The 21,373-nt window shown below is 47.4% G+C and carries 10 protein-coding genes, 10 tRNA genes and 6 rRNA genes; 3 read left to right on the forward strand and 23 right to left on the reverse strand.

The window, feature by feature from the left end; genetic code table 11:
• Nucleotides 1–119: 119 nt before the first annotated feature.
• The 9 genes from rplA to A8140_RS15275 all read right to left on the reverse strand — a co-directional run bounded on the left by rplA (nt 120) and on the right by A8140_RS15275 (nt 4,303).
• Nucleotides 120–821 carry a 50S ribosomal protein L1 gene (rplA, locus tag A8140_RS15230; protein ID WP_005384683.1) on the reverse strand — a complete coding sequence of 234 codons (702 nt, stop codon included), beginning with the start codon at nt 819–821 and terminating at the stop codon, nt 120–122.
• 4 nt (nt 822–825) lie between these two features.
• Complete coding sequence (gene rplK, locus A8140_RS15235) at nt 826–1,254, reverse strand: 50S ribosomal protein L11 (RefSeq protein WP_005451125.1); 429 nt, start codon at nt 1,252–1,254, stop codon at nt 826–828.
• Nucleotides 1,255–1,396: 142 nt separating this feature from the next.
• Nucleotides 1,397–1,945, reverse strand: a complete 549-nt coding sequence (gene nusG / locus A8140_RS15240) for a transcription termination/antitermination protein NusG (protein ID WP_005451123.1) — start codon at nt 1,943–1,945, stop codon at nt 1,397–1,399.
• 13 nt (nt 1,946–1,958) lie between these two features.
• Nucleotides 1,959–2,339 carry a preprotein translocase subunit SecE gene (gene secE, locus A8140_RS15245; RefSeq protein ID WP_005451121.1) on the reverse strand — a complete coding sequence of 127 codons (381 nt, stop codon included), beginning with the start codon at nt 2,337–2,339 and terminating at the stop codon, nt 1,959–1,961.
• Between the two features lie 266 nt (nt 2,340–2,605).
• The gene (gene tuf, locus A8140_RS15255; RefSeq protein WP_087490655.1) at nt 2,606–3,790 is read right to left on the reverse strand and encodes an elongation factor Tu; all 1,185 of its coding nucleotides are present in this window, start codon (nt 3,788–3,790) and stop codon (nt 2,606–2,608) included.
• Between the two features lie 101 nt (nt 3,791–3,891).
• Nucleotides 3,892–3,967 (reverse strand) — tRNA-Thr (locus A8140_RS15260).
• A 13-nt stretch (nt 3,968–3,980) separates the two neighbouring features.
• Nucleotides 3,981–4,055, reverse strand: a tRNA-Gly gene (locus A8140_RS15265).
• Nucleotides 4,056–4,090: 35 nt separating this feature from the next.
• A tRNA-Tyr gene (locus A8140_RS15270) sits at nt 4,091–4,175 on the reverse strand.
• Between the two features lie 52 nt (nt 4,176–4,227).
• Nucleotides 4,228–4,303 (reverse strand) — tRNA-Thr (locus tag A8140_RS15275).
• A 206-nt stretch (nt 4,304–4,509) separates the two neighbouring features.
• Here A8140_RS15275 and coaA point away from each other — a divergent pair.
• The gene (gene coaA, locus A8140_RS15280; protein WP_005536629.1) at nt 4,510–5,433 is read left to right on the forward strand and encodes a type I pantothenate kinase; all 924 of its coding nucleotides are present in this window, start codon (nt 4,510–4,512) and stop codon (nt 5,431–5,433) included.
• 16 nt (nt 5,434–5,449) lie between these two features.
• Here coaA and birA read toward each other — a convergent pair whose 3' ends face one another.
• Both birA and murB read right to left on the reverse strand, forming a co-directional pair.
• Nucleotides 5,450–6,415, reverse strand: coding sequence for a bifunctional biotin--[acetyl-CoA-carboxylase] ligase/biotin operon repressor BirA (gene birA, locus A8140_RS15285; protein ID WP_005536631.1), 966 nt, complete (start codon nt 6,413–6,415; stop codon nt 5,450–5,452).
• Nucleotides 6,412–7,455, reverse strand: a complete 1,044-nt coding sequence (gene murB / locus A8140_RS15290; protein ID WP_005536633.1) for a UDP-N-acetylmuramate dehydrogenase — start codon at nt 7,453–7,455, stop codon at nt 6,412–6,414. The genes birA and murB overlap by 4 nt, the downstream gene beginning before the upstream one ends.
• A gap of 101 nt (nt 7,456–7,556) precedes the next feature.
• Here murB and A8140_RS15295 point away from each other — a divergent pair, with 101 nt between their 5' ends.
• Nucleotides 7,557–7,988 (forward strand): GNAT family N-acetyltransferase, encoded by a 432-nt coding sequence (locus A8140_RS15295; RefSeq protein WP_029388883.1) that lies wholly within the window; start codon nt 7,557–7,559, stop codon nt 7,986–7,988.
• Between the two features lie 71 nt (nt 7,989–8,059).
• On the forward strand, nt 8,060–9,400 hold the full coding sequence (gene pssA / locus A8140_RS15300; protein WP_005536636.1) for a CDP-diacylglycerol--serine O-phosphatidyltransferase: 1,341 nt from the start codon (nt 8,060–8,062) through the stop codon (nt 9,398–9,400).
• Nucleotides 9,401–9,977: 577 nt separating this feature from the next.
• On the opposite strand, the gene A8140_RS15305 is transcribed toward pssA, so the two are convergent.
• The 12 genes from A8140_RS15305 to A8140_RS15365 form a co-directional block, all read right to left on the reverse strand.
• Nucleotides 9,978–10,054, reverse strand: a tRNA-Trp gene (locus A8140_RS15305).
• A gap of 68 nt (nt 10,055–10,122) precedes the next feature.
• Nucleotides 10,123–10,199: transfer RNA gene (locus tag A8140_RS15310), tRNA-Asp, on the reverse strand.
• Between the two features lie 31 nt (nt 10,200–10,230).
• Nucleotides 10,231–10,347 (reverse strand): 5S ribosomal RNA (gene rrf, locus A8140_RS15315).
• 87 nt (nt 10,348–10,434) lie between these two features.
• A 23S ribosomal RNA gene (locus tag A8140_RS15320) occupies nt 10,435–13,324 on the reverse strand.
• Nucleotides 13,325–13,671: 347 nt separating this feature from the next.
• Nucleotides 13,672–13,747: transfer RNA gene (locus A8140_RS15325), tRNA-Val, on the reverse strand.
• 30 nt (nt 13,748–13,777) lie between these two features.
• A tRNA-Lys gene (locus A8140_RS15330) sits at nt 13,778–13,853 on the reverse strand.
• A 2-nt stretch (nt 13,854–13,855) separates the two neighbouring features.
• Nucleotides 13,856–13,931: transfer RNA gene (locus A8140_RS15335), tRNA-Glu, on the reverse strand.
• Nucleotides 13,932–14,022: 91 nt separating this feature from the next.
• A 16S ribosomal RNA gene (locus tag A8140_RS15340) occupies nt 14,023–15,575 on the reverse strand.
• 316 nt (nt 15,576–15,891) lie between these two features.
• Nucleotides 15,892–16,008: ribosomal RNA gene (gene rrf / locus A8140_RS15345) — 5S ribosomal RNA — on the reverse strand.
• A gap of 87 nt (nt 16,009–16,095) precedes the next feature.
• A 23S ribosomal RNA gene (locus A8140_RS15350) occupies nt 16,096–18,985 on the reverse strand.
• A gap of 261 nt (nt 18,986–19,246) precedes the next feature.
• Nucleotides 19,247–19,322: transfer RNA gene (locus A8140_RS15360), tRNA-Glu, on the reverse strand.
• Between the two features lie 91 nt (nt 19,323–19,413).
• Nucleotides 19,414–20,966 (reverse strand): 16S ribosomal RNA (locus A8140_RS15365).
• The 16S, 23S and 5S rRNA genes sit together here with 6 tRNA genes alongside, the layout of an rRNA operon.
• Between the last annotated feature and the right edge of the window lie 407 nt (nt 20,967–21,373).

Consider the following 21,373-nt stretch of genomic DNA (forward strand, 5'->3'; position numbering starts at 1 on the left):
ACGGAGACTGGGTCTTAATTCATTTCGAACTAGGAGACAGTTCAAAGAACCAATGTTCAGCCCCAACCACAAATATTAGGCGCAAAATTATATACAAATTTTGCGCCTAAGCAAATAAATTATGCTTGAGTGTTCAGGCTAGCCTGATCAACAGCAACACCAGCACCCATAGTAGTAGAGATGCTTACTTTCTTCAGGAAAGTACCTTTCGCTGAAGATGGCTTAGCTTTCTTCAGAGCAACTAGAAGAGCTTCTAGGTTCTCTTTGATCTGCTCAGCAGAGAAGTTTGCTTTACCGATAGTAGTGTGGATGATGCCGTTTTTGTCGTTACGGTAACGAACCTGACCAGCTTTAGCGTTCTTAACCGCTTCAGCAACGTTAGGAGTTACAGTACCAACTTTAGGGTTTGGCATCAGACCGCGAGGACCTAGGATAGTACCTAGTTGACCTACAACGCGCATTGCATCTGGAGAAGCAACAACTACGTCGAAGTTCATTTCGCCTTTCTTAACTTGCTCAGCAAGATCTTCCATACCAACGATGTCTGCGCCAGCTTCTTTAGCTGCTTCAGCGTTTGCACCTTGAGTGAACACTGCAACGCGGATTTCGCGGCCAGTACCGTGAGGCAGTACAGTTGCACCACGTACGTTCTGGTCAGATTTACGAGCATCGATGCCTAGGTTAACAGCAACGTCAACAGACTCTACGAATTTAGCAGTAGCTAGTTCTTGAAGAAGAGCAACAGCTTCGTTGATTTCGTACTCTTTAGTTACGTCAACTTTTTCGCGGATTACGCGCATGCGCTTAGTTAGTTTAGCCATCTTATTAACCCTCTACCACTAGGCCCATTGAACGAGCAGTACCAGCGATTGAACGCTTCATCGCTTCGATGTCAGCACCAGTCATATCAGCAGCTTTAGTTTCTGCGATTTCTTGGATTTGAGCGTCAGTTACAGTACCAACTTTTTCAGTGTTTGGACGACCTGAACCAGACTTAACGCCAGCAGCTTTCTTAAGAAGAACAGCAGCAGGTGGAGTCTTAGTTACGAACGTGAAAGAACGGTCGTTGTATACAGTGATAACAACAGGAGTAGGTAGACCTTTCTCTAGAGATTCTGTTTTCGCGTTGAACGCTTTACAGAATTCCATGATGTTAACACCGTGTTGACCTAGTGCAGGACCAACTGGTGGACTTGGGTTCGCCATACCAGCTGCAACTTGTAGCTTGATGTAAGCTTCAACTTTCTTAGCCATGATAATTCCTAAGTTTGGGTACAAACGCTAATCACCGATCAGCTCCCCGTTTATGAAAAAACTTTTTACTTCACCAGAAGTAAAAAGGCGCGAAATTATAGTCATAATTCGCGCCTTAGACAACCCTTAAAAAGGTGTTTTTTTAATCAAGTTTTTCAACCTGACCAAATTCAAGCTCAACTGGTGTTGCACGACCAAAGATCGATACAGACACTTTCAGGCGGCTCTTCTCGTAATCCACTTCTTCAACAGTACCATTGAAGTCAGCAAATGGACCTTCATTAACACGTACCACTTCGCCCGCTTCGTACATAGTACGTGGACGAGGAGCTTCACTCGCTTTCTCAAGACGGTTAAGAATAGCGTCAGCTTCCTTATCTGTGATAGGTGCCGGACGGTCTGAGGTACCACCAATGAAGCCCATGACACGCGGCACACTGCGTACTAGGTGCCATGATTCATCGTTCATAATCATCTGAACAAGGACGTACCCTGGGAAGAACTTACGCTCAGATTTACGACGCTGACCCGCGCGCATTTCTACTACTTCTTCAGTAGGAACCAGTACTTCACCGAATAGCTCTTCCATGCTGTGCATTTTGATATGCTCGCGAAGAGATTGAGCTACACGACCTTCAAATCCAGAGAAGGCTTGAACCACATACCAGCGTTTTTTTGGAGCTTCACTCATGAATTAAAACCCTCTATACCCCAGTCGCTAGAGCTACTAGACGAACCATAATGCCGTCAATACCCCAAAGCGCTAGAGCCATTACAATACTTACAGCTAAAACGATCAGTGTTGTTTGCATAGTTTCTTGGCGTGTAGGCCAAACAACCTTACGAACTTCCATACGAGATTCTTTTGCAAAACTGATCGCTGCTTTACCTTTAGTCGTTGTTGCTGCAACGCCAAGGGCAGCTGCAATAAGAACAACAACGCCTGCAGCGCGAACAACTACAGACATTTCACCATACAGGTAATTACCCACAACAGCGGCCGCTGCCAATACGAAAGCGGCAATCCACTTAAACGTATCTGCTGCGTTTGAGCTATCAGGAGTTTCAGCATTATTTGCTTTCATAAACCAACCTGTCACAAGTCTTAATATAGACGACAACAACCCCGCTGTTGCAGGGCAAACTCCATATCGCTGAAAAAATCAGCGCTACTCTCTTAAGATTAAGCCTGTCTGGCCAATCTTGCTCTGCTCTCAACCAAAATCTGAACAAGAAAACAGCTAAAATAATGTTGAGTGCAGAAAAAGGGCATCAAATGATGCCCTTTTTGCTACTGGTTCGTCAAATCTAATTCAAGATTTTCCGAAGACATTCGTTAATTCGTTAAGAATTAGTCGAAGATCTTAGCAACAACACCAGCACCTACAGTACGGCCACCTTCACGGATAGCGAAACGTAGGCCTTCATCCATAGCGATAGGAGCGATTAGCTCAACTTGCATTTGGATGTTGTCGCCTGGCATTACCATTTCTACGCCTTCTGGTAGAGAGATGTCGCCAGTTACGTCAGTTGTACGGAAGTAGAACTGTGGACGGTAACCTTTGAAGAATGGAGTGTGACGGCCACCTTCATCTTTAGAAAGTACGTATACTTCTGACTCGAACTTAGTGTGTGGAGTGATTGAACCAGGCTTAGCTAGTACTTGACCACGTTCAACTTCATCACGCTTAGTACCACGTAGAAGTGCACCAACGTTCTCACCAGCGCGACCTTCGTCAAGAAGCTTACGGAACATTTCAACACCAGTACATGTAGTAGTAGTAGTGTCTTTGATACCAACGATAGCAACTTCGTCACCTACGTTTAGGATACCACGTTCGATACGGCCAGTTACTACTGTACCACGACCTTGGATTGAGAATACGTCTTCGATAGGCATTAGGAATGGCATATCTACTGCACGCTCTGGCTCAGGAATGTATGAATCTAGCGCTTCTGCTAGTTCAACAATCTTAGCTTCCCACTGCTCTTCGCCGTTTAGTGCGCCTAGTGCAGAACCTTGGATAACTGGTAGGTCATCACCTGGGAAATCGTACTCAGATAGAAGTTCACGAACTTCCATTTCTACTAGTTCTAGTAGCTCTTCATCGTCAACCATGTCACATTTGTTCATGAATACGATGATGTATGGGATACCAACCTGACGGCCTAGTAGGATGTGCTCACGAGTTTGTGGCATTGGACCATCTGTCGCAGCAACAACTAGGATACCACCGTCCATCTGTGCAGCACCAGTGATCATGTTTTTAACGTAATCCGCGTGTCCTGGACAGTCTACGTGTGCGTAGTGACGAGTTGGAGTGTCGTACTCTACGTGAGAAGTAGCGATTGTGATACCACGCTCACGCTCTTCTGGAGCGTTATCGATAGATGCGAAGTCTTTAGCTACACCGCCGTAAACTTTAGCAAGTGTTGTACAGATAGCTGCAGTTAGAGTTGTTTTACCGTGGTCAACGTGGCCGATAGTACCAACGTTAACGTGCGGTTTCGTACGTTCAAATTTTTCTTTAGACATGAGTAGTCCCTCTAGGTACGGATTTAGGTGGCCCGAATCGACCACGCAACCAAAAAAGATAATTGGTAAATCTTATATCAAAAGGAAATAACTTTGAGAGCTGGTGCTGATAGGCAGACTCGAACTGCCGACCTCATCCTTACCAAGGATGCGCTCTACCACCTGAGCTATATCAGCACTCAAATTAGAGTGGAGCGGGCAGCGGGAATCGAACCCGCATCATCAGCTTGGAAGGCTGAGGTAATAGCCATTATACGATGCCCGCAACACGTAACTCTGAGAGCTATTTCCTAAAGAATATGGTGGAGGGGGACGGATTCGAACCATCGAAGGCAGTGCCGGCAGATTTACAGTCTGCTCCCTTTGGCCACTCGGGAACCCCTCCAAAATTTTAAGCCATTCTTACTACAATTGCTTCTCTAAGAAACAGGAAAGAATGGTGCCGACTACCGGAATCGAACTGGTGACCTACTGATTACAAGTCAGTTGCTCTACCTACTGAGCTAAGTCGGCATAAGTGGTGCGCATTCTATTGAATGATTTTCTAGGTTGCAATAGCTATTTCAAAAAAAAACGTAAAATTAGACTTTTTAGAATCAATTGCTGCAAAATCATACAAACCTCGCTTTTTAAAGCAAACTTTCGAGCTTTGTCGTTTGCTTTGCACGGAGCTTGTTGTATGTTCTTGCTCTCTATGAAACCAAGGATAAAAGAGACCCATGAGTCCATTTTTGTCATTTGACCGTGCCGAATGGGCAGAATTGCGTAATTCTGTTCCAATGACACTATCTGAAGATGATTTAACTGCGCTTCAAGGCATTAATGAAAACCTCACTATGGAGGAAGCGGTAGAGATCTACCTTCCTTTGTCTCGCCTTTTAAATCTGTACGTTCAGGCTCGCCAAAGCCGCAACTCGGTACTTCAGCAATTTCTCAACACAGAAGAACATGCCCCACCCTTTGTTATTGGTATCGCTGGCAGTGTAGCAGTTGGTAAGAGTACGACCGCGCGACTGCTAGAGGCTTTGCTATCACGTTGGGAGAACCACCCAAAAGTTGCACTTGTAACAACGGATGGTTTCTTATATCCAAAGAAGATATTGGAAGAGAAAGGTATCATGCATCGTAAAGGCTTCCCGGAGTCTTACGACATTAAACGCTTGGTCGAATTCGTTTCCGATGTAAAAGCCGGTCAGCCGAATTTAGAAGTCCCGGTTTATTCACACATTACTTATGACATCACTGAAGAGCGCAAGAAAGTAGATCGCCCTGATGTACTTATTATCGAGGGATTAAATGTCCTACAGAGCGGTATGGACTACCCGCATGATCCTCATCGTGTGTTTGTCTCAGACTTTCTTGATTTCTCTATTTATGTGGATGCGGAAACCGAAACCATCGAGCAATGGTATGTAGAGCGCTTCTTGAAGTTTCGTAGAGGGGCATTTACCAAGCCTGGCTCGTACTTTAGTCATTACACTCAGCTCTCAGTGGAAGAAGCAAAGAGTAAGGCAAAGCAAATTTGGCATGATATTAATGGACTCAATTTAGAGCATAATATTCTTCCCACTCGAGAAAGAGCCCATCTTATCTTACACAAAGGACCAAGCCACTTGGTTGATAAAGTATCACTGAGAAAGTAATGCTAGCTTGATCGCTCTATTCCGTTTTTCTTAAGGAGATCTCACCACCAATGTAGGTCTCCAATCCATTCTCGGTTTCTAGAACAACACCGCCTTGTTGGTCAATGCCTTTCACAACGCCATGCACTTCTCTTGGACCCATTAATAACTTCACTGGGCGACCAATAAAATTATCTAAACGATTCCAACGCTCAACAAAACCGGCCAATCCCGTCATCTCGTATTCTTCTAATGCCATCTTCCAATGTTTGATGAACTTGAGCGCTAGGTCATTTCGGTCGATACTAAAACCATCACTAACTTGATTCAAAGTTGTCCAAGGCTGATCAATGTCCGGCTGCAAGTCTGGCATACCAATATTAAGCCCCATACCAATAACTAAATGCGCTGCACCGCCTGCTTGCCCAGACATTTCCACTAAGATACCCGCGAGCTTTTTATCCTGGTAGTAGATATCATTCGGCCATTTAAGTTTAACGCCTTGAATGCCCAACTCTTCGATAGCTTCCACAGCGGCAATGCCAACAACCAAGCTCAACCCCATAGCCGCTGCCATACCAGCATCCAAACGCCAGTACATGGATAAGTATAAATTTGTACCAAAAGGCGATATCCATTGACGACCACGTCGCCCTCGCCCCTTCGCCTGATATTCTGCTAGGCAGACTCGCCCTTTCACAGAATCATTGACTCGATCGAGTAGATATTGGTTAGTAGAGTCGATCACGGAAATAAGCTCGAGAGGAGTATCCAATTGAGCTTGAAGTCTCTCTTCGTCGAGTAAATGCAAAGGTTGTGCTAACTGATAACCACGTCCTTGGATACGGTATATATCAACGCCCCAGTCATTTAGCCCTTTAATGTGCTTAGCAATAGCAGCTCGAGAAATCCCAAGTTCTTGCCCCAAGCCTTCTCCGGAATGAAAACCTCCATCGCTAAGGGACTTGAGGATATGCAGCTTTACAGAGTGTTCCTTTCTCATTGTTTAGCCTCAATCTCAGCTAGATTGGTTTCACCTTTGTTATTCATAAAACGAACTTCGTGTTCAAGTTCAATCTGGTATTTATCCCAAACGGTCTTTTTCACCAGAGACGCTAAGTCGACTACATCATCAGCACTGCAGTTATCAACATTAGTCAACACCAAAGCTTGCAATGGATTCACTTGAGCACCATTGACCGATATACCCTTAAGACCACATTGGTCTATTAACCATCCCGCTGCGACCTTCATTCCGCCCTGTGCTGGGTAAGCCACCATATTGCTGTGCTGCTGAATTAGGCGATCATAATGATCTTGGCTGATCACAGGGTTTTTGAAGAAACTGCCCGCATTGCCGACTTTCGCTGGATCAGGCAGCTTTTCCATACGCACTTGGCAAACACGTTCAAAGATAGCGAGAGGAGTTAACTCATCCTCTGGAATACTCTGCAAAGGACCATATTGATTGATCGCCTTCCACTGCTTCGACAATTTCAGACCCACCGCTGTGATAAAGCACTTTTCATACAGTTCGTGCTTGAAGATAGAATCACGATAACCAAACTGGCACTCGTTAGCGGTCATTCGCCTTGTTTCAAAGCTGTGAAGGTCAAGAATGTCCACGTACTCACAAATGCTCTGTAACTCTAGGCCATAAGCTCCGATGTTTTGGATAGGAGCAGAACCCGCACATCCAGGAATAAGAGCGAGATTCTCCATCCCCCCCATGCCCTGCTCAACACTCCACGCAACCAAACTCGGCCAATCTTCCCCACCTTCAACGTGTAATAAGTAATGCTCGTCGGTTTCAGTGACCGTTTTACCCATTAAACGGTTGATGATCACCATACCTTCATAAGGTTGAGTAAACAGCATGTTGCTACCCTTCCCCAGAAAGAGCTTGGGTATGTCTTGATAAGCTTGGTCTTGGAAAAGTTGTCTTACGTCCTCTACTGACTCAACAATCGCCAGGTACGCACAGGTTTGTTCGATACCAAATGTGTGGAAAGCCTTAAGGCTCGCGTGTTTCTTAATTTCCATAGTGGATTTGCAACGCCTGATGAGATTCTCTTAAACTGTGAACATTCTACATTAGTTATCTTTTAGCCGCAGTGACAATACCTAGCTCATTAATCATAGAAGTGTTAAATCCAATCAAACTTCCTCTTATTAAGAGGTTGTACAAAGCCCATTATCCCGCTGGACGGGCAAAACGAGACGAGCTAATCATTACAGCCAGTATCGACAACAGTATCGTCGCTTTGTTAAGAATGAAGACGGTAGAGAAGTCACGCCTACTAACCGGTATGCTCGTTGTGCCGGAATATAGGGGGACAGGTGTGGGAGGGGCGCTGCTTGAACATTGCAAAAGCAAAGTTTTCAATGATGGCGACTATTGCTTTGCTTTTAGCCATTTAGAAAACTATTACGCACAACATGGATTCAAAACCATCGAGAGCACAGAGCTTCCCAATTCATTAAAAATGGCTTATTTGCGTTATGTAGAGAGTGGTAAAGATCTCATTCCAATGCAATTCATTATTTCTCGCACCTCAAAGGGTGTGGTTTTGTAGCCAGAGAAATCATATCTTTGGTAAAATGTCAGGTTCGCAATATTGCACTTAATTAAGGTACTCACACCGGTATGATAGTAAGTAGGAACCCATTCGAACAGTTGCCAAGTCTCGCAGTTAAGCCTGAAGACTTTGAAGTTCTGCATGCAGCAGATACTTTCAGAACTCGTCTTCTTGAAGCGATCAGCAAAGCAACGTCGCGAATTTACCTAGTCGCTCTATATCTGGAAGATGATGAAGCTGGCCGTGAAATTTTCACAGCGCTCTATGAAGCGAAGCAGCGCAATCCTGGATTGGACATCAATATCTGTGTAGATTGGCACCGAGCGCAACGTGGTCTCATTGGCGCAGAGTCGTCAGAAGGTAATGCTGCACTGTACAAAGCCTTCGCAAAGAAATATCAACATTCTATTCCTGTCTACGGTATTCCAGTGCGTGGTAGAGAAGTGTTTGGTGTGCTGCACCTCAAAGGTTTTATCGTAGATGACACCGTGATCTACAGTGGTGCAAGCCTGAACAACGTATACCTTCAGTACAACGATCGTTACCGTTTCGACCGCTACCATGTCATTCAGCATAAAACGTTAGCAGACTCTATGGTGAGGTTCATTCAAGACGAAATGATCGCTCATCCTGCAGTCAACGACTTAGCCGGCAAAGATAAGCCTGAAACCAAAGAAATCAAAGCTGACATTCGCCAACTTCGCTCTTCACTTGCACGTGCAAACTATGAGTTTGAACCAGAAATTGCTAGCGAAGAAGAAGTGAATGTGACGCCATTAGTCGGTTTAGGTAAGCGTCGTAATTTACTCAATCAACAAATCGTTAAGCTACTTGCTGCTGCTCAGAACGAAATCTTTATCTGCACTCCTTACTTTAACTTCCCGAAAGCAATTAATCGTGAAGTTAAACGTGCAATGAAACGTGGTGTAAAAGTAACAATAGTGGTTGGTGACAAAACTGCTAACGACTTCTACATCTCCCCTGAAGAAGAGTTTAAGACTATTGGTGGCTTACCATATCTATACGAACTCAACTTACGTCGTTTCGCAAAAGCAAATGAAGCTAGCATTGCTGCTCGTAAGCTATCTATTCACCTTTGGAAGCACGATAACAACAGTTTCCATCTAAAAGGCATTTGGGTAGATAAGCGCTACATGCTGATGACTGGTAATAACTTGAACCCTCGAGCATGGTCACTGGATCTAGAAAATGGTCTATTGGTACAAGATAACTACGCCAAGATGACAGATAAGTTTGAACAAGAAGTGGCAAACATTCTTGAACATACTCAGCTTATTTGCACCTACAAGCAGCTAGAAAAAGTAGAAGACTACCCGGTAAGTGTTCAGAAGTTAGTTCGCAAGATCACTCGAATCAAAGCTGATGGGGTACTTAAACGTATTCTTTAAGAAGTCTAGCTAAATTCATAACGAAGCCCAGTATGAAAGTACTGGGCTTTTTTATTACTGTTAGCCTGGGAGGTAAGGGCAACTAAAACTCGCAGAGAATAACAAGGTCTATAAGCTCGAATAAACAAACTCCCCCTATGGCATCCCCTCTAATGGCTCATAAGGAAATAACGTTGGGTTACTTTAGAGGGAAATAGCTAGAACGAGTAAATAAGAAGGCTTTCAGTGTCTCCCCTGAGTCGATACCTCTCCTCGAAGGGGTGAATATTAGGGTATGAACAAAACCCTTTCCCCTTGGGATTCACATTTCCAGCATGCGCTATTTTGGGTTTAGGGGAATCAGGTGCACTTTCAACTAGACTGGTATTCTTTTCTTCATATACGAAAAAGACTCCAGCATTTCTGCTAGAGCCTTAAATATCGCAGGAGTGGACCGGGCTGGCGTTCCAGAGATTCGACTGAGCTGGCCCCCCAACTTCCAACACGCGCTGTTTTGGAGTATCAGGGGAATCCACTGCTTTGGCCTTAAGATACAAATACGAAAAAGGCTCTAGTCTTTTGACCAGAGCCTTGAATATGGCAGGGGTGGAGAGATTCGAACTCCCAACACGCGGATTTGGAATCCGCTGCTCTGCCAATTGGAGCTACACCCCTGTAGAAACTACAGTTTATCACATTGTAGATTCAAAAAAACCTCGCAAAAGCGAGGTCTTTGAAATAAGTGGCGGAGCGGACGGGACTCGAACCCGCGACCCCCGGCGTGACAGGCCGGTATTCTAACCAACTGAACTACCGCTCCGCACTGGTTAGACCTTAAGTCTAAATTTAAAGCCTGGCGATGTCCTACTCTCACATGGGGAAGCCCCACACTACCATCGGCGCTAATTCGTTTCACTTCTGAGTTCGGAATGGAAGTCAGGTGGGTCCAAATCGCTATGGTCGCCAAGCAAATTCTTTAATTCGGAAAGCTGTTTCAGTTCTTACACATTCAATTCGTTCTTGCTTTGAGTCCATCAAAACCCCTTGGGTGTTGTATGGTTAAGCCTCACGGGCAATTAGTACAGGTTAGCTCAACGCCTCACAACGCTTACACACCCTGCCTATCAACGTTCTAGTCTCGAACAACCCTTTAGGATACTTAAAGTATCAGGGAAGACTCATCTCAGGGCTCGCTTCCCGCTTAGATGCTTTCAGCGGTTATCGATTCCGAACTTAGCTACCGGGCAATGCGTCTGGCGACACAACCCGAACACCAGAGGTTCGTCCACTCCGGTCCTCTCGTACTAGGAGCAGCCCCCTTCAATCTTCCAACGCCCACGGCAGATAGGGACCGAACTGTCTCACGACGTTCTAAACCCAGCTCGCGTACCACTTTAAATGGCGAACAGCCATACCCTTGGGACCGACTTCAGCCCCAGGATGTGATGAGCCGACATCGAGGTGCCAAACACCGCCGTCGATATGAACTCTTGGGCGGTATCAGCCTGTTATCCCCGGAGTACCTTTTATCCGTTGAGCGATGGCCCTTCCATTCAGAACCACCGGATCACTATGACCTGCTTTCGCACCTGCTCGAATTGTCATTCTCGCAGTCAAGCGGGCTTATGCCATTGCACTAACCTCACGATGTCCAACCGTGATTAGCCCACCTTCGTGCTCCTCCGTTACGCTTTGGGAGGAGACCGCCCCAGTCAAACTACCCACCAGGCACTGTCCGCAACCCCGATAAGGGGTCGACGTTAGAACATCAACACTACAAGGGTGGTATTTCAAGGACGGCTCCACTAATACTGGCGTACTAGTTTCAAAGCCTCCCACCTATCCTACACATGTAGGGTCAATGTTCAGTGCCAAGCTGTAGTAAAGGTTCACGGGGTCTTTCCGTCTAGCCGCGGGTACACTGCATCTTCACAGCGATTTCAATTTCACTGAGTCTCGGGTGGAGACAGCGTGGCCATCATTACGCCATTCGTGCAGGTCGGAACTTACCCGACAAGGAATTTCGCTACCTTAGGACCGTTATAGTTACGGCCGCCGTTTACCGGGGCTTCGATCAAGAGCTTCGACCGAAGTCTAACCCCATCAATTAACCTTCCGGCACCGGGCAGGCGTCACACCGTATACGTCATCTTACGATTTTGCACAGTGCTGTGTTTTTAATAAACAGTTGCAGCCACCTGGTATCTGCGACTCTCAATAGCTCCATCCGCAAGGGACTTCACCGTCGAGAGCGTACCTTCTCCCGAAGTTACGGTACCATTTTGCCTAGTTCCTTCACCCGAGTTCTCTCAAGCGCCTTGGTATTCTCTACCCGACCACCTGTGTCGGTTTGGGGTACGATTCCTTACAATCTGAAGCTTAGAGGCTTTTCCTGGAAGCATGGCATCAATGACTTCACTACCGTAGTAGCTCGACGTCGTGTCTCAGCCTTAAGAGAAACCGGATTTACCTAATCTCTCAGCCTACGCACTTGAACCTGGACAACCGTCGCCAGGCCCACCTAGCCTTCTCCGTCCCCCCATCGCAATTGTAAGAAGTACGGGAATATTAACCCGTTTCCCATCGACTACGCCTTTCGGCCTCGCCTTAGGGGTCGACTTACCCTGCCCCGATTAACGTTGGACAGGAACCCTTGGTCTTCCGGCGAGGAGGTTTTTCACCCCCTTTATCGTTACTCATGTCAGCATTCGCACTTCTGATACGTCCAGCATGCGTTACCACACACCTTCAACCGCTTACAGAACGCTCCCCTACCCAATGCACTAAAGTGCATTGCCGCAGCTTCGGTTTACTACTTAGCCCCGTTACATCTTCCGCGCAGGCCGACTCGACCAGTGAGCTATTACGCTTTCTTTAAATGATGGCTGCTTCTAAGCCAACATCCTGGCTGTCTGAGCCTTCCCACATCGTTTCCCACTTAGTAGTAATTTGGGACCTTAGCTGGCGGTCTGGGTTGTTTCCCTCTCCACGACGGACGTTAGCACCCGCCGTGTGTCTCCCGGATAGTACTTACTGGTATTCGGAGTTTGCAAAGGGTTGGTAAGTCGGGATGACCCCCTAGCCTTAACAGTGCTCTACCCCCAGTAGTATTCGTCCGAGGCGCTACCTAAATAGCTTTCGGGGAGAACCAGCTATCTCCAGGTTTGATTGGCCTTTCACCCCTAGCCACAAGTCATCCGCTAATTTTTCAACATTAGTCGGTTCGGTCCTCCAGTTGATGTTACTCAACCTTCAACCTGCCCATGGCTAGATCACCTGGTTTCGGGTCTATATCCAGAGACTGAACGCCCAGTTAAGACTCGGTTTCCCTACGGCTCCCCTAGATGGTTAACCTTGCCACTGAATATAAGTCGCTGACCCATTATACAAAAGGTACGCAGTCACACCACGAAGGTGCTCCTACTGCTTGTACGTACACGGTTTCAGGTTCTATTTCACTCCCCTCACAGGGGTTCTTTTCGCCTTTCCCTCACGGTACTGGTTCACTATCGGTCAGTCAGTAGTATTTAGCCTTGGAGGATGGTCCCCCCATATTCAGACAGGATATCACGTGTCCCGCCCTACTCGATTTCACTTTAAATGCGTTGCCGGTTACGGGGCTATCACCCTGTATCGCACAACTTTCCAGAAGTTTCACCTGACGCATAAAAAGCTTAAGGGCTAATCCAATTTCGCTCGCCGCTACTTTCGGAATCTCGGTTGATTTCTTTTCCTCGGGGTACTTAGATGTTTCAGTTCCCCCGGTTCGCCTCGCTGCGCTATGTATTCACGCAGCGATACTAGCTTATGCTAGTGGGTTTCCCCATTCGGAAATCCCAGACTCAAATGGTTTTTACTACCTAATCTGGGCTTATCGCAAGTTAATACGTCCTTCATCGCCTCTGACTGCCAAGGCATCCACCGTGTACGCTTAGTCACTTAACCATACAACCCGAAGGAGTTTCGAGTTGAAGTCAAATCACCAAAGTTGTCTGCAATTTTTATACATGATGCAGACTCGATTTTGCCGGACTCAAATATGTTTTGTTTTACTTAAACAGTAAGACAAAACCCAAGAACACTTGAATGTGTTGTTTGGAGTATTCAATTAAGAATACTTTGAGAACTTTACAAACAATCTTAAAGATTGTTTTGTCAGCTTTCCAAATTGTTAAAGAGCTATGTTTCTTCACAAGGAAGTACATTTTCTAAATACTTTCAGAGACGAAAATTCTAACCACGTACGTTTTACTGAAGTGGTTTGGAATTCCTATCCAAAAATACTTAGAGAATGGTGGGCGATACCGGGCTCGAACCAGTGACCCCCTGCTTGTAAGGCAGGTGCTCTCCCAACTGAGCTAATCGCCCACATAAGTTTTAATTCTTCGTGGAGAAGAATGGTGGGTCGTGCAGGATTCGAACCTGCGACCAATTGATTAAAAGTCAACTGCTCTACCAACTGAGCTAACGACCCAATGGTATCCCGTAGGGGAGTCGAACCCCTGTTACCGCCGTGAAAGGGCGGTGTCCTAGGCCTCTAGACGAACGGGACACTAAGTTGAACATCTTGGGAGATGTTCTATCTCTTTTACTTTATAAACCGTATCAATCTGTGTGGACACTCATCGTGAGTAATCATCGTATAAGGAGGTGATCCAGCGCCAGGTTCCCCTAGCGCTACCTTGTTACGACTTCACCCCAGTCATGAACCACAAAGTGGTAAGCGTCCCCCCGAAGGTTAAACTACCTACTTCTTTTGCAGCCCACTCCCATGGTGTGACGGGCGGTGTGTACAAGGCCCGGGAACGTATTCACCGTGGCATTCTGATCCACGATTACTAGCGATTCCGACTTCACGGAGTCGAGTTGCAGACTCCGATCCGGACTACGACGCACTTTTTGGGATTCGCTCACTCTCGCAAGTTGGCTGCCCTCTGTATGCGCCATTGTAGCACGTGTGTAGCCCTACTCGTAAGGGCCATGATGACTTGACGTCGTCCCCACCTTCCTCCGGTTTATCACCGGCAGTCTCCCTGGAGTTCCCGACATTACTCGCTGGCAAACAAGGATAAGGGTTGCGCTCGTTGCGGGACTTAACCCAACATTTCACAACACGAGCTGACGACAGCCATGCAGCACCTGTCTCAGAGTTCCCGAAGGCACCAATCCATCTCTGGAAAGTTCTCTGGATGTCAAGAGTAGGTAAGGTTCTTCGCGTTGCATCGAATTAAACCACATGCTCCACCGCTTGTGCGGGCCCCCGTCAATTCATTTGAGTTTTAATCTTGCGACCGTACTCCCCAGGCGGTCTACTTAACGCGTTAGCTCCGAAAGCCACGGCTCAAGGCCACAACCTCCAAGTAGACATCGTTTACGGCGTGGACTACCAGGGTATCTAATCCTGTTTGCTCCCCACGCTTTCGCATCTGAGTGTCAGTATCTGTCCAGGGGGCCGCCTTCGCCACCGGTATTCCTTCAGATCTCTACGCATTTCACCGCTACACCTGAAATTCTACCCCCCTCTACAGTACTCTAGTCTGCCAGTTTCAAATGCAATTCCGAGGTTGAGCCCCGGGCTTTCACATCTGACTTAACAAACCACCTGCATGCGCTTTACGCCCAGTAATTCCGATTAACGCTCGCACCCTCCGTATTACCGCGGCTGCTGGCACGGAGTTAGCCGGTGCTTCTTCTGTCGCTAACGTCAAATAATGCAGCTATTAACTTCACTACCTTCCTCACGACTGAAAGTGCTTTACAACCCGAAGGCCTTCTTCACACACGCGGCATGGCTGCATCAGGCTTGCGCCCATTGTGCAATATTCCCCACTGCTGCCTCCCGTAGGAGTCTGGACCGTGTCTCAGTTCCAGTGTGGCTGATCATCCTCTCAGACCAGCTAGGGATCGTCGCCTTGGTGAGCCCTTACCTCACCAACTAGCTAATCCCACCTAGGCATATCCCGACGCGAGAGGCCCGAAGGTCCCCCTCTTTGGCCCGTAGGCATTATGCGGTATTAGCCATCGTTTCCAATGGTTATCCCCCACATCAGGGCAATTTCCTAGGCATTACTCACCCGTCCGCCGCTCGACGCCGTTATCGTTCCCCGAAGGTTCAGATAACTCGTTTCCGCTCGACTTGCATGTGTTAGGCCTGCCGCCAGCGTTCAATCTGAGCCATGATCAAACTCTTCAATTTAAGATTTTGTCGGCTCAATGAATACTGAACATTACATAAAGTAATGTTTGAATTGACTGTGCTGAATCTTTTGATTCAATGGTCACTTCGTTTCATTGAAACCTAATTTGATACCGAAGTATCTAATTGGATTATCATCAACGAGTGCCCACACAGATTGATAGGTCTATATTGTTAAAGAGCTTGGCTTTCAGTGCCTTAGCACTTAAGCGAGGTGCGTATAATACGCTTTCCACTTTGAAAGTCAACATAAAACTCTAAAATAATTTAGAACTTTATGGTGACTTGCTTATTAAATAAGCAAGTGGGAAATAAAGCCTGGCGATGTCCTACTCTCACATGGGGAAGCCCCACACTACCATCGGCGCTAATTCGTTTCACTTCTGAGTTCGGAATGGAAGTCAGGTGGGTCCAAATCGCTATGGTCGCCAAGCAAATTCTTTAATTCGGAAAGCTGTTTCAGTTCTTACACATTCAATTCGTTCTTGCTTTGAGTCCATCAAAACCCCTTGGGTGTTGTATGGTTAAGCCTCACGGGCAATTAGTACAGGTTAGCTCAACGCCTCACAACGCTTACACACCCTGCCTATCAACGTTCTAGTCTCGAACAACCCTTTAGGATACTTAAAGTATCAGGGAAGACTCATCTCAGGGCTCGCTTCCCGCTTAGATGCTTTCAGCGGTTATCGATTCCGAACTTAGCTACCGGGCAATGCGTCTGGCGACACAACCCGAACACCAGAGGTTCGTCCACTCCGGTCCTCTCGTACTAGGAGCAGCCCCCTTCAATCTTCCAACGCCCACGGCAGATAGGGACCGAACTGTCTCACGACGTTCTAAACCCAGCTCGCGTACCACTTTAAATGGCGAACAGCCATACCCTTGGGACCGACTTCAGCCCCAGGATGTGATGAGCCGACATCGAGGTGCCAAACACCGCCGTCGATATGAACTCTTGGGCGGTATCAGCCTGTTATCCCCGGAGTACCTTTTATCCGTTGAGCGATGGCCCTTCCATTCAGAACCACCGGATCACTATGACCTGCTTTCGCACCTGCTCGAATTGTCATTCTCGCAGTCAAGCGGGCTTATGCCATTGCACTAACCTCACGATGTCCAACCGTGATTAGCCCACCTTCGTGCTCCTCCGTTACGCTTTGGGAGGAGACCGCCCCAGTCAAACTACCCACCAGGCACTGTCCGCAACCCCGATAAGGGGTCGACGTTAGAACATCAACACTACAAGGGTGGTATTTCAAGGACGGCTCCGCTAATACTGGCGTACTAGTTTCAAAGCCTCCCACCTATCCTACACATGTAGGGTCAATGTTCAGTGCCAAGCTGTAGTAAAGGTTCACGGGGTCTTTCCGTCTAGCCGCGGGTACACTGCATCTTCACAGCGATTTCAATTTCACTGAGTCTCGGGTGGAGACAGCGTGGCCATCATTACGCCATTCGTGCAGGTCGGAACTTACCCGACAAGGAATTTCGCTACCTTAGGACCGTTATAGTTACGGCCGCCGTTTACCGGGGCTTCGATCAAGAGCTTCGACCGAAGTCTAACCCCATCAATTAACCTTCCGGCACCGGGCAGGCGTCACACCGTATACGTCATCTTACGATTTTGCACAGTGCTGTGTTTTTAATAAACAGTTGCAGCCACCTGGTATCTGCGACTCTCAATAGCTCCATCCGCAAGGGACTTCACCGTCGAGAGCGTACCTTCTCCCGAAGTTACGGTACCATTTTGCCTAGTTCCTTCACCCGAGTTCTCTCAAGCGCCTTGGTATTCTCTACCCGACCACCTGTGTCGGTTTGGGGTACGATTCCTTACAATCTGAAGCTTAGAGGCTTTTCCTGGAAGCATGGCATCAATGACTTCACTACCGTAGTAGCTCGACGTCGTGTCTCAGCCTTAAGAGAAACCGGATTTACCTAATCTCTCAGCCTACGCACTTGAACCTGGACAACCGTCGCCAGGCCCACCTAGCCTTCTCCGTCCCCCCATCGCAATTGTAAGAAGTACGGGAATATTAACCCGTTTCCCATCGACTACGCCTTTCGGCCTCGCCTTAGGGGTCGACTTACCCTGCCCCGATTAACGTTGGACAGGAACCCTTGGTCTTCCGGCGAGGAGGTTTTTCACCCCCTTTATCGTTACTCATGTCAGCATTCGCACTTCTGATACGTCCAGCATGCGTTACCACACACCTTCAACCGCTTACAGAACGCTCCCCTACCCAATGCACTAAAGTGCATTGCCGCAGCTTCGGTTTACTACTTAGCCCCGTTACATCTTCCGCGCAGGCCGACTCGACCAGTGAGCTATTACGCTTTCTTTAAATGATGGCTGCTTCTAAGCCAACATCCTGGCTGTCTGAGCCTTCCCACATCGTTTCCCACTTAGTAGTAATTTGGGACCTTAGCTGGCGGTCTGGGTTGTTTCCCTCTCCACGACGGACGTTAGCACCCGCCGTGTGTCTCCCGGATAGTACTTACTGGTATTCGGAGTTTGCAAAGGGTTGGTAAGTCGGGATGACCCCCTAGCCTTAACAGTGCTCTACCCCCAGTAGTATTCGTCCGAGGCGCTACCTAAATAGCTTTCGGGGAGAACCAGCTATCTCCAGGTTTGATTGGCCTTTCACCCCTAGCCACAAGTCATCCGCTAATTTTTCAACATTAGTCGGTTCGGTCCTCCAGTTGATGTTACTCAACCTTCAACCTGCCCATGGCTAGATCACCTGGTTTCGGGTCTATATCCAGAGACTGAACGCCCAGTTAAGACTCGGTTTCCCTACGGCTCCCCTAGATGGTTAACCTTGCCACTGAATATAAGTCGCTGACCCATTATACAAAAGGTACGCAGTCACACCACGAAGGTGCTCCTACTGCTTGTACGTACACGGTTTCAGGTTCTATTTCACTCCCCTCACAGGGGTTCTTTTCGCCTTTCCCTCACGGTACTGGTTCACTATCGGTCAGTCAGTAGTATTTAGCCTTGGAGGATGGTCCCCCCATATTCAGACAGGATATCACGTGTCCCGCCCTACTCGATTTCACTTTAAATGCGTTGCCGGTTACGGGGCTATCACCCTGTATCGCACAACTTTCCAGAAGTTTCACCTGACGCATAAAAAGCTTAAGGGCTAATCCAATTTCGCTCGCCGCTACTTTCGGAATCTCGGTTGATTTCTTTTCCTCGGGGTACTTAGATGTTTCAGTTCCCCCGGTTCGCCTCGCTGCGCTATGTATTCACGCAGCGATACTAGCTTATGCTAGTGGGTTTCCCCATTCGGAAATCCCAGACTCAAATGGTTTTTACTACCTAATCTGGGCTTATCGCAAGTTAATACGTCCTTCATCGCCTCTGACTGCCAAGGCATCCACCGTGTACGCTTAGTCACTTAACCATACAACCCGAAGGAGTTTCGAGTTGAAGTCAAATCACCAAAGTTGTCTGCAATTTTTATACATGATGCAGACTCGATTTTGCCGGACTCAAATTCCAAGAACACTTGAATGTGTTGTTTGGAGTATTCAATTAAGAATACTTTGAGAACTTTACAAACAATCTTAAAGATTGTTTTGTCAGCTTTCCAAATTGTTAAAGAGCTAATCACTTCTTATGAAGTAACCATTTTTAAAAACTCTCAAGAGAGAATGTTTAAAGATGGTATCCCGTAGGGGAGTCGAACCCCTGTTACCGCCGTGAAAGGGCGGTGTCCTAGGCCTCTAGACGAACGGGACACTAAGTTGAACATCTTGGGAGATGTTCTATCTCTTTTACTTTATAAACCGTATCAATCTGTGTGGACACTCATCGTGAGTAATCATCGTATAAGGAGGTGATCCAGCGCCAGGTTCCCCTAGCGCTACCTTGTTACGACTTCACCCCAGTCATGAACCACAAAGTGGTAAGCGTCCCCCCGAAGGTTAAACTACCTACTTCTTTTGCAGCCCACTCCCATGGTGTGACGGGCGGTGTGTACAAGGCCCGGGAACGTATTCACCGTGGCATTCTGATCCACGATTACTAGCGATTCCGACTTCACGGAGTCGAGTTGCAGACTCCGATCCGGACTACGACGCACTTTTTGGGATTCGCTCACTCTCGCAAGTTGGCTGCCCTCTGTATGCGCCATTGTAGCACGTGTGTAGCCCTACTCGTAAGGGCCATGATGACTTGACGTCGTCCCCACCTTCCTCCGGTTTATCACCGGCAGTCTCCCTGGAGTTCCCGACATTACTCGCTGGCAAACAAGGATAAGGGTTGCGCTCGTTGCGGGACTTAACCCAACATTTCACAACACGAGCTGACGACAGCCATGCAGCACCTGTCTCAGAGTTCCCGAAGGCACCAATCCATCTCTGGAAAGTTCTCTGGATGTCAAGAGTAGGTAAGGTTCTTCGCGTTGCATCGAATTAAACCACATGCTCCACCGCTTGTGCGGGCCCCCGTCAATTCATTTGAGTTTTAATCTTGCGACCGTACTCCCCAGGCGGTCTACTTAACGCGTTAGCTCCGAAAGCCACGGCTCAAGGCCACAACCTCCAAGTAGACATCGTTTACGGCGTGGACTACCAGGGTATCTAATCCTGTTTGCTCCCCACGCTTTCGCATCTGAGTGTCAGTATCTGTCCAGGGGGCCGCCTTCGCCACCGGTATTCCTTCAGATCTCTACGCATTTCACCGCTACACCTGAAATTCTACCCCCCTCTACAGTACTCTAGTCTGCCAGTTTCAAATGCAATTCCGAGGTTGAGCCCCGGGCTTTCACATCTGACTTAACAAACCACCTGCATGCGCTTTACGCCCAGTAATTCCGATTAACGCTCGCACCCTCCGTATTACCGCGGCTGCTGGCACGGAGTTAGCCGGTGCTTCTTCTGTCGCTAACGTCAAATAATACAGCTATTAACTGCACTACCTTCCTCACGACTGAAAGTGCTTTACAACCCGAAGGCCTTCTTCACACACGCGGCATGGCTGCATCAGGCTTGCGCCCATTGTGCAATATTCCCCACTGCTGCCTCCCGTAGGAGTCTGGACCGTGTCTCAGTTCCAGTGTGGCTGATCATCCTCTCAGACCAGCTAGGGATCGTCGCCTTGGTGAGCCCTTACCTCACCAACTAGCTAATCCCACCTAGGCATATCCTGACGCGAGAGGCCCGAAGGTCCCCCTCTTTGGCCCGTAGGCATTATGCGGTATTAGCCATCGTTTCCAATGGTTATCCCCCACATCAGGGCAATTTCCTAGGCATTACTCACCCGTCCGCCGCTCGACGCCGTTATCGTTCCCCGAAGGTTCAGATAACTCGTTTCCGCTCGACTTGCATGTGTTAGGCCTGCCGCCAGCGTTCAATCTGAGCCATGATCAAACTCTTCAATTTAAGATTTTGTTCGGCTCAATGAATACTGAACATTACATAAAGTAATGTTTGAATTGACTGTGCTGAATCTTTCGATTCAATGGTCACTTCGTTTCATTGAAACCTAATTTGAAGCCGAAGCTTCTAATTGGATTATCATCAACGAGTGCCCACACAGATTGATAGGTCTATATTTTTAAAGAGCTTTTTAACTAACTTGCCGCTTCAGCGCCTCGTCGTTAGGGGTGCGTATTTTACGCTTTCCGTTTTGAGAGTCAAGCATTTTTTCAAATTCTTTTTTCTCTCTTTCGACTCGCTGTGTGACTTTCGTCTCACTCCGTGTCGGTGGATGCGCAGTATAGGGAATCCAGAAATGAGCGCAACCCTTTTTTTGAAAAAAACTTACCAAGCGGTCACTAATCCATCAA

This window comes from Vibrio campbellii CAIM 519 = NBRC 15631 = ATCC 25920 (assembly GCF_002163755.1).
In the GTDB taxonomy this organism is placed as follows: Bacteria; Pseudomonadota; Gammaproteobacteria; order Enterobacterales; family Vibrionaceae; genus Vibrio; species Vibrio campbellii.

Bases quoted from the DNA above. Each gene is read 5' to 3' on its own strand.
- rplA (WP_005384683.1), bottom strand. From the start codon at position 821: ATGGCTAAACTAACTAAGCGCATGCGCGTAATCCGCGAAAAAGTTGAC.
- rplK (WP_005451125.1), bottom strand. From the start codon at position 1,254: ATGGCTAAGAAAGTTGAAGCTTACATCAAGCTACAAGTTGCAGCTGGT.
- nusG (WP_005451123.1), bottom strand. From the start codon at position 1,945: ATGAGTGAAGCTCCAAAAAAACGCTGGTATGTGGTTCAAGCCTTCTCT.
- secE (WP_005451121.1), bottom strand. From the start codon at position 2,339: ATGAAAGCAAATAATGCTGAAACTCCTGATAGCTCAAACGCAGCAGAT.
- tuf (WP_087490655.1), bottom strand. From the start codon at position 3,790: ATGTCTAAAGAAAAATTTGAACGTACGAAACCGCACGTTAACGTTGGT.
- coaA (WP_005536629.1), top strand. From the start codon at position 4,510: ATGAGTCCATTTTTGTCATTTGACCGTGCCGAATGGGCAGAATTGCGT.
- birA (WP_005536631.1), bottom strand. From the start codon at position 6,415: ATGAGAAAGGAACACTCTGTAAAGCTGCATATCCTCAAGTCCCTTAGC.
- murB (WP_005536633.1), bottom strand. From the start codon at position 7,455: ATGGAAATTAAGAAACACGCGAGCCTTAAGGCTTTCCACACATTTGGT.
- pssA (WP_005536636.1), top strand. From the start codon at position 8,060: ATGATAGTAAGTAGGAACCCATTCGAACAGTTGCCAAGTCTCGCAGTT.